The following is a 9,352-nucleotide window of genomic DNA, read 5'->3' on the forward strand; positions in this document are numbered from 1 at the left end:
ATTTACGAGGATACTACTATACTTTATAATAAACTAAAAATCACCTTTTTGGTTGCGGCCAAAGGCCGCGCTAGGCTTATCCATATCATAGAAAACATCCGGATAAGAATGCCATAGAACATCGAGATTGTAGGCATGACGACGGTCTATCATATTACGCTTAGCAAGTTATTATACAGTTTCTACCTTTTAGCAAAGCGAAACTTGAAAGTCAACACAAAGTATAAGCCACTGTGCTTGACTTTTTATCAATTTAGCAGTCCTTCCCTGCGTACATTTTACTGTGTGCGCAATTCAGCCCCTAATTTTTTATACAAAGCGTCAAGTATTACAGCCGACGCATCATCAACCTCTTCGCTCTTTAGAGTTCTTTCGTAAGATTGGAAACAGAGATTAAATGCAATGCTTTTTTTCCCTTCGGGAATTTGTTTTCCCCTGTATATATCAAAATAATTTACTTCTTTTACGATGGAAATATTTGCGCCATTAATACAATCTTCTATGGACGCCCACGTTTTTTCTTCATCAACAACTATCGCAAAATCCCTCTTAACCATTGGATAAGGAGAAGGTTCGCAATATTTTTTATCAAAATGAGCTTTTTCAACCAAGGCATCTACGTCCAGTTCTATCAGGGTACACAGCGTTTTAAAACCTAATTCCTTACTTGCCTCTCCAATATAGCCAAGGGTTTTGCCGTCCATTAAAATTTTCGCTGCCTTTTCATTATTAAATAACCTCGTTTTCTCATGGAACGTTACCCACTCATATTTTTCATGTATTTTAAGATTTTTTAAAAGTGATTGAACAATCCCTTTTCCCTCAAAAAACCCTGCAGAATCTAATAGTGACAAACCGACCTTTTCGTGTGGTAATTTTTCTCCTTTAAGATAAATTTTTGCAATTTCAAATAGTTTTACCTTCTCGCACCCATGATTTGCATTATGTATCTTGACTTTTGCCAGGCTGGGCAATAACGAGGTACGTAAGACACTTTCCTCCTGTCGCAAAGGATTTGCTATTTCAACAACATCTTCACCCGACCAGAGATTCACTCCCTTCAAAAAAACATGATTAACGATACTAAAGGTCTTCGTCTCATAAAATCCTAATCCTGTTAAATTATTGCGAATAAGGTTTTCTACAATCTCGTATTTACTCTTTTTACTACCGCGAATGCCTATTGATGTTTTGGCGGGAATATTATTATAGTCATAAATCCTGCTCACTTCTTCTATAAGATCAATTTCACGTGACACATCGCCACGAAAACCTGGAATTTCAACATCAATAAAGGTATCAGCACAATTAAGAATTTTAAACTGCAAACTCCTTAGAATATCCAGTATTACCTCTCTGTTTATATCCACTCCCAAAATCTTTTTTACTCTTTCTATACGAAGCACTACCTTTTTCGCTTCAATTCGATTTGCACTAACGTCTATAATACCTTTGCACATTTCACCGCCTGCATGCTCAATGATTAGTTTTGCTGCCCTTTTTGACGCAAAATCTAAGCCCAATGGGTCAACACCTCTCTCAAAACGACAGGAAGAATCAGAAACAATCCCCAACGATTTGGAAGTACGCCGCACCTGTCTCGGCTCAAATCGGGCGCATTCAATAAGAATATTTCTTGTAACATCTGTTACCTCCGTTTCCTTTCCCCCAATTACGCCGGCTATTGCGATCGGCCTCTTTTCATCAGCAATAATAAGCATGTCATGAAAGAGTACACGTCTGGCGCCATTGATTGCAACGATCTCTTCCCCGCTCTCCGCCTTCCTTACTTGTATTTGTCCGCCTGACACCTTATCCAAATCAAATGCGTGAAGGGGCTGTCCCGACTCCATCATTACATAGTTTGTTATATCCACAATATTATTAACAGGACGAAGCCCAATGCATTTCAGCCTTTTCTGCAACCACTCCGGAGACGGTTTCACCATTATATTACGTATCACACGAGCTGTATACTGTGAACACAGCAACGGCTCTTTAACATCTACTTTAACATTTTGAGAGATATCACCATCACCTTCACGGGAAATATCCGTGCATGGCAGTTGCAGGCTTCCTTTTGTAATAGCTGCCACTTCTCTTGCAATGCCGATAATTCCCATGCAATCAGAACGATTAGCAGTAACTTCCAGGTCAATGCAGTAGTCATCCCCAAAAGGTTCAATGCCTGCCGCCACCAATCCGGCGCCGGTCAATTTATCTGCGAGCATTTTGGGAGACAAATCAAAGCAAACGTACTCTTTTAACCAACTATGGCTAATCTTCATAACACTTTTTTCTCATTTTAATCTTATAAAAAGGTATAAATCCTATTCAAAATTGAGAAAGAAAACGCATATCATTTTCATAAAATAAACGAATATCATTTATGCCATACTTTAACATGGCGACCCTTTCCACTCCCAATCCAAACGCAAAACCCGTATATTTTTCTGCATCATAATGAACGGCTTCAAACACATTAGGGTCAACCATTCCTGCCCCTAAGATTTCCACCCATCCGCTATATGAGCATACGCTGCATCCTTTGCCATTGCATAGAGAACAGGAAATATCCACCTCGGCACTAGGTTCCGTAAAAGGAAAGAATGAAGGGCGGAGCCTCATTTGAACATTCTGCCCAAAATAAGATTTTATAAATTGATTCAGCGTGCCTTTCAGGTCAGCAAAGCTTATGTTTTCATCCACCAACAAGCCTTCCACCTGGTGAAACATAAAGGAATGACGCGCATCTACCGTGTCCGGTCTGTAAACGACGCCAGGCGCAATGATACGAACCGGCGGTTTTTGCTTCTCCATAATGCGAATTTGAACGGTGGATGTTTGACTCCGCAACAATACATCTTCCTTTATATAGAACGTGTCAAAATCCGTTCTCGAAGGATGGTCGGAAGGAATGTTCAGTGCATCAAAGTTATAATACTCCAACTCAACTTCAGGTCCGTAAGCGACCTCAAACCCCAATCTGGCAAAAACGTCCTTGATATCATCGATAGTTTGGGTGATAGGGTGTTTTTTGCCCACATCCGTTGGCTTTCCCGGCAATGTAACATCAAAAAACTCTTTCTTGTTTGCAGGTTTTTTATCCAAAGACAAACTGTTTATTAAATCGGTAAGCGTCCTGCACATTTCATCTTTTAGAGCATTAACCTGTTTTCCATAAGAGGCGCGTTTATCAACAGGTAGTTTTGGTATGACTTTCATCAATTCACTGACTATTCCGGTCCTGCCAATATATTTCACACTAAGCTGCTCTGCCTCTTGCCGTGTTTTTATCTTGCCAACTTCATTATGAAACATTTTTTGAGCATCTTGTATTTTTTCCGGCATAATGAATAATTTCCTAATGTTTATAAAAAAACACAGGCACGCCCATTCATTGTATTTTGCAAGGAATAAGCGTGCCTTATTTATACTAATTTCTGTTGTATTGTTGAAGAAATGTTTCCTGGAGTTATAATGGGAGGTCTTAGACCGTGAATGTATGGTGAAATTATAGAGACACCCCTGCTTTTCCCTTTACCATCTCCACCAAATTAGCAAAGGCAGGTTTATCATTAACCGCCATCTCTGCCAACATCTTCCTATTTATATCCAATTTCGCAACCGTTAGCCCACGGATAAAACGGCTGTATGAAATCCCATGCTCACGGACAGCCGCATTAATTCTTGTAATCCAAAGACTCCTAAACTCCCGCTTCCTTACTTTTCTATCCCTGAAAGAGTATGCCATCGCGCGAATATACGTCTCGATGGCTTTTTTATATAAATTACCTCTGCCTCCCCAGTATCCCTTTGTCTTTTTTAACAGCCTCTTTCTGGATCTTTTTTTTGCACTTCCATTTGTAGCTCTCATATTACTTCTCTTTCAAAAAAAACAATAAAACGTGTAATTTATTCTTCTAACATTGCTCTCTTTATATTCTTGCTAAAACCCGGAGATGCTTCAATCTTCTTTCTTAGCCGCTGTTTTCTTCTTCCCGATTTTCCAGACATTAAGTGGCTCTTCCCGGCTTTTGGCCTTTTTACTTTACCATTTGCAGTAATTTTCACCCTTTTTTTAAGGCCTTTGTGTGGTTTTAATTTTGGCATGTGTGCTTTCCCCTATCAAATACTAAAAATCCCATTCTTTTCTATTAAAGTTTTTTTAACACTTTAGTTTTTTGAAAACTCACAAAAAATACGGTTGTAGCTACGGACAAGATGTTTCCCTGGACAAAATATACCACTGCCTGCGCGTAGCAACCTGTCAAGGTTAAGCCAAATATGCAAATCGGGAACTCCATACTCGTGAACCCTCACAGTATATACCCTTTTTTATTTTACTTAGGAGATAAAATAATCCCCATCCTTCTATCATCAGAAATGCGGTCTTTCTCTACCTTGGCAATATCTTCCAGTTCTACGGCAAATTGATTTAAAACACTATCACCCATATCGGAATGAGCCCGTTCGCGCCCTTTAAAAAGCATCATCACAAGCACCCGATCTTTATTTTCTAAAAATTTGCGTGCCTGCCGGATTTTTGTCTGTATATCGTGTTCACCTGTTTTGGGCCTGATTCTTAATTCCTTCAACTGAACCACTCGCTGTTTTTGCGTTTTCTTCTTCTTCTGCTTATATTTAAATTTGCCGTAATTCATGAGTCGGCAAACAGGAGGGTCTGCTTCAGGAGCAACCTCTACCAAGTCCATCTCCACACTTTTTGCCCGTCCAAGCGCTTCATCTATACTGACGATCCCAACTTGCTCGCTATTTTCGTCAATCAGCCTCACTTTTTGAACACGGATGCGCTCGTTAATCCTTAATATCTGTGAAATATATGTTCTCCTCCATAATTAAGATTACTTTTTCTCCCGTACCTCCTCCTCAACCTTGCTGATAAAGTCCCGAACAGGAAGCACCCCTTCATCCCCGTTCTTCCTGCTGCGAACAGCCACTAATCCTTCTTCCATTTCTTTATTGCCAACAATCAATAAGTAAGGAATTTTTTGTAACGTGCCTTCTCTGATTTTATAACCAATTTTGTTGTTGCCAATATCGCATTCTACCCTAAAATTCTTTAAAAGCAACTCAGTTTGCAATTTCTTCGCATAATCTATTTGGGCGTCTGTTATCGATAATATTCTCATTTGTATCGGCGCAATCCACAGAGGAAAATCTCCTGCAAAATGTTCAATTAAGCATCCAATAAATCGTTCCATCGCACCCATGACCGTACGATGGATCATCACAACCCTGTGATGATAACCATCGGAACCCACATAATTGACGTCAAATCTTTCCGGAAGATTAAAGTCTACCTGTATCGTAGGGCCTTGCCATCCTCTTCCGATAGCATCCTTTACCTTTATGTCGATTGCAGGACCATAAAATTTCGCCTCTCCTTCCATACGCGTGTAATGTAACCCTGTTTTCTCAAGCGCAATTTTTAACGCATCTTCTGCATGATCCCACACATCATCCCTGCCGATATACTTTTCTTTTTCACCTTTTCCGCGAACACTCAATTCGATCTCATACTCATTAAACCCAAAACTCGACAGCATAAATTGCGCCAGCTTAATTACCTCTAAAATTTCCTGTTCTAACTGATCAGGGGTACAAAATATGTGCGCATCATCCTGGGTAAAACCCCGCACACGTAATAAACCATGCAATACACCGGATCTTTCATACCGGTATACCGTCCCCAATTCACCCCATCGTAACGGTAAATCGCGATAACTGTGCAGCTTTGTTTTATATATAAGCACTGCAAAAGGGCAATTCATTGGTTTCAATATGTATTCGTGTCCATCAACATCGATAGGTGAATACATGCTCTCCCGGTAAAAATCCCAATGGCCGCTCGTCTTCCACAGATTGATCTTTGCTATGTGCGGACTGTAAAGTATTTCGTACCCTCTCCTGAAATGTTCTTGTCTCCAAAAATCCTCAATGATGCTTCTCATTCTAGCGCCCTTAGGGTGCCAGAACGCAAGCCCAGCTCCGCCGTCTTCATGAAAGCTGAAAAGATCCAAATCTTTGCCAATTTTCCGGTGGTCACGCTTTTCAGCCTCCTCCAGCATCTTTAAGTATTTTTTAAGATCCTCATTGGTAAAGAACGCTGTGCCATAAATACGCTGTAACATAGAATTCGTTTCTTTCCCACGCCAATAAGCGCCTGCAACACTGAGGAGTTTAAAAGATTTCACCCTGCCCGTCTTTTGAATATGAGGTCCACGACATAGGTCAACAAATTCATTTTGGCGGTAGAAAGAAACGGTATCGTCTTCAATGTCTCTTATGAGTTCCACTTTATACGGTTGTCCGCTTTTTTCCATTTCTTTTACTGCTAACTCCCGGGGCATATCTGTTCTCTCAAAACGAATATCTTCCTTTATGATTTTTAACATTTCATCTTCGATCTTTTTCAGATCTTCTGTGGTAAAATGGTTAGGACAGTCAAAGTCATAATAAAATCCGTTTTCGATAGTAGGACCTATCCCAAGCTTTACCCCAGGAAAAAGTCTGCAAACCGCCTGCGCCATAATATGCGCTGTACTGTGGCGTATTATTTCCAGTCCCTCCTGTGTTTCTTCCGTAATAACAGAAAGAGAAATATCATCTTTTATAGGATAATTAAGGTCTACCAGAACTCCGTCCGCCCTCGCAGCCAATGCGATCCCTCCCATCTTGCTGTTTATGTTACTTGCGACCTCACCAATAGTTATATTATCTTCGAAATCCTTTTTAGTTCCGTCAGGTAATGTTACTTTAACCATATTTTCTATTTTATTTTGAAAGCAAAGAATTAACTTAATACATTACTAATAAAAATGTTACGATTATAAAAAAATTAAATAATAGGTATGCTATTAATATTTAATCCTCCAAGGGTTATTTTTCAAAAAATAACGTATCATAAAGATGTAGTTACCCAATTTTACCGCTTGCCAGTGCAATGAGGCGCAAAAACTTTTATAGTTTAATTGATTTCATATTTGGTTTTCAAGTGTTTTCTACTGTTTTATTTAACGCAAATGAATCATGCCGCGCTATTCTTACGCATCGATAGTATTTTAGTAATTTGTCCCCTAAAAATAACTCAATAATGTAATGATAGCCTTCAAAGAAAAGAGGAGCTTTATTTATGTCAGATTTATGCCAAAAATATTCGACGCAGAATAATTATTCCTAAATTTTATGTATTGACACCGGCAACATAATTTTAGCATAATCTCACTTTTACTTTACACAGATAATGTACAAGGAGAAATATTAAATGCAGGAACAAACGATTGGAATAATTGGTGGGAGTGGACTTTACGATATCGAAGGCATCACCGACGTAGAATCTTTGTCTATCGATACTCCATTCGGCAAACCCTCCGATAATTTTACTTTAGGAATTTTAGAAGGAAAAAGGGTCGCTTTTTTACCACGACATGGAAAGGGACATACTATATTGCCTTCTGAACTCAATTTTAGGGCGAATATCTATGGAATGAAAAGGCTGGGCGTTGGGCATATTATTGCCGTAAGCGCTGTAGGAAGTATGAAAGAAGAAATAAAGCCTTTAGATATCGTCATCCCTGACCAGTTTTTTGACAGAACCCGTGGTAGAATAAATACTTTCTTTGGCAATGGCATTGTAGGCCATGTAAGCTTCGCCGATCCTGTTTGCAATAACCTTGCCACACTATTACATGAATCAGCAAAATCCGTGAACGCCCGTGTACATAAAGGTGGCACGTATTTATGCATGGAAGGACCCCTTTTTTCTACACGCGCAGAATCACATGTGTATCGCCAATGGGGTGTAAGCGTTATAGGCATGACTAATCTCCAAGAGGCGAAATTAGCCAGAGAAGCTGAAATATGTTACAGTACACTTGCAATGGCTACAGATTATGATTGCTGGCATGAGGAAGAAGATCACGTTACATTAGAAATGGTTATCTCAAATCTTAACAAAAATGCGGAAATGGCAAAAAAAATACTCAAAATAGCTATTCCCAAAATTAAGCAAAGTAGGACATGTATTTGCGCTACTGCGGCAAAGGATGCTATTATTACCAATAAGGACATTGTTCCAGAAGAGACGAAAAAGAAATTAGAGGTTGTTTTTGGTAAATATTTAAGGTAGTGCAATACCGCATATCTTGCTATGGCGTGGGTGAGAAAAAGGCCCGGAGTGTTATTTACTCCTGAGCATGATCCCCACACCAAATCTTCCTGTTCTCCCATTTTCTTTTCGATATGAATAAAAAAGGGCATTATTACAGGAAGTACACCTTTCAGCTATTTCTATATTTTTCTCCGGAATACCCATTTTTATAAGCTGTAATTTGTTCGTTGTCCATAAATCAAAATGCCCTTTGCCATCATGTTTTTCATGTAAAACTATATCACTTTTCTCTTTTAAATCGTTATTACTCTTAACGATTGTCGCTATATCTACCTTGTAGCAACACGGCCCTATTGAAGGGCCAATACCTACAAGGATATCATCCCCCGAACTCCCAAATTTATCTTTCATCAACATCACTGTTTTTTGCGATATCCGATGAACAGTTCCCTTCCACCCCGCATGTACAGACCCAATTATTTTTTTCTTCACATCAAAAAAAAGAACAGGCACACAATCTGCTACGAGCACCATAAGGCAAATATTTTGAACAGAAGTTACCATTGCATCCGTCGCAGCTACTGCCGTTTTATAATCATTAGCCCCACAACCACGGCGGTTCTCCAATATAATCTCGATATTATCCGTATGTATCTGTTGTGATGTGGTAAAATTTTCCAGCGGAATGCCCATTGAATTTGCCAGCCGTTTTCTATTTTCTACAACAGTATTTGAATCATCGCCTACGTGAAACCCTAGGTTTAGATAATTATAAGGATTATGACTATAACCATCCATCCTGGTAGTTATAAAATGGCTAATTTCGCTATATTCCAATAAATTCTGAAAAAAACACGTGGTTATTAAGTCTGTTTTTTTTTCAATCATAAAAAACCAGTTTGAAAATAGTTTGGGGAAAATAATTGTTTCGCCCGTGTTTCCTCTTTTGGCAAAAACAATACAATGTGTACAAAATGATTCAGTTTATTTACTTATTATAAACTATAATAACCAATATTAATTACCGTGAAAGCCTTGTAGGTATTGGCGTTTAAGGCGATTCGAGTTTCCATTCATCATCCTAGAAAAGCGCTGTACACGGCAAATCCGGGCATTCCCTTCCAAACATGGTAACAAACAATACCCGCCATGCCACTATCATATAAAGAGCAATACACGGCTTGATACGCTCCGCTGTCTCCAATTGGCGCTCTTCTA

Annotated in this window: 8 protein-coding genes; 1 reads left to right on the forward strand and 7 read right to left on the reverse strand. The window is 39.1% G+C overall.

Annotated elements, in window-relative coordinates; genetic code table 11:
• Nucleotides 1–278: 278 nt before the first annotated feature.
• The 6 genes from pheT to thrS form a co-directional block, all read right to left on the reverse strand.
• Nucleotides 279–2,288 (reverse strand): phenylalanine--tRNA ligase subunit beta, encoded by a 2,010-nt coding sequence (gene pheT, locus QZT26_RS14590; RefSeq protein ID WP_295103184.1) that lies wholly within the window; start codon nucleotides 2,286–2,288, stop codon nucleotides 279–281.
• Nucleotides 2,289–2,334: 46 nt separating this feature from the next.
• Nucleotides 2,335–3,351, reverse strand: a complete 1,017-nt coding sequence (pheS, locus tag QZT26_RS14595) for a phenylalanine--tRNA ligase subunit alpha (RefSeq protein WP_295103186.1) — start codon at nucleotides 3,349–3,351, stop codon at nucleotides 2,335–2,337.
• Between the two features lie 163 nt (nucleotides 3,352–3,514).
• Entirely contained in the window at nucleotides 3,515–3,877 is a 363-nt protein-coding gene (gene rplT / locus QZT26_RS14600) for a 50S ribosomal protein L20 (protein ID WP_295103188.1), read from the reverse strand.
• 38 nt (nucleotides 3,878–3,915) lie between these two features.
• Nucleotides 3,916–4,113 carry a 50S ribosomal protein L35 gene (rpmI, locus tag QZT26_RS14605; RefSeq protein ID WP_295103190.1) on the reverse strand — a complete coding sequence of 66 codons (198 nt, stop codon included), beginning with the start codon at nucleotides 4,111–4,113 and terminating at the stop codon, nucleotides 3,916–3,918.
• A gap of 230 nt (nucleotides 4,114–4,343) precedes the next feature.
• The gene (gene infC, locus QZT26_RS14610; protein ID WP_320409747.1) at nucleotides 4,344–4,841 is read right to left on the reverse strand and encodes a translation initiation factor IF-3; all 498 of its coding nucleotides are present in this window, start codon (nucleotides 4,839–4,841) and stop codon (nucleotides 4,344–4,346) included.
• A 24-nt stretch (nucleotides 4,842–4,865) separates the two neighbouring features.
• Complete coding sequence (gene thrS, locus QZT26_RS14615) at nucleotides 4,866–6,788, reverse strand: threonine--tRNA ligase (protein WP_295103192.1); 1,923 nt, start codon at nucleotides 6,786–6,788, stop codon at nucleotides 4,866–4,868.
• Nucleotides 6,789–7,288: 500 nt separating this feature from the next.
• Between thrS and mtnP the strand changes: the two genes are divergently transcribed.
• Complete coding sequence (gene mtnP / locus QZT26_RS14620) at nucleotides 7,289–8,152, forward strand: S-methyl-5'-thioadenosine phosphorylase (RefSeq protein ID WP_099326570.1); 864 nt, start codon at nucleotides 7,289–7,291, stop codon at nucleotides 8,150–8,152.
• Between the two features lie 51 nt (nucleotides 8,153–8,203).
• Here the strand turns inward: mtnP and pgeF are convergent, their stop codons facing one another.
• Complete coding sequence (pgeF, locus tag QZT26_RS14625; protein WP_099326569.1) at nucleotides 8,204–9,022, reverse strand: peptidoglycan editing factor PgeF; 819 nt, start codon at nucleotides 9,020–9,022, stop codon at nucleotides 8,204–8,206.
• Nucleotides 9,023–9,352 lie beyond the last annotated feature (330 nt).

The sequence above is a fragment of the uncultured Candidatus Kuenenia sp. genome (genome assembly GCF_900696675.1).
GTDB lineage: Bacteria > Planctomycetota > Brocadiia > Brocadiales > Brocadiaceae > Kuenenia > Kuenenia stuttgartiensis_A.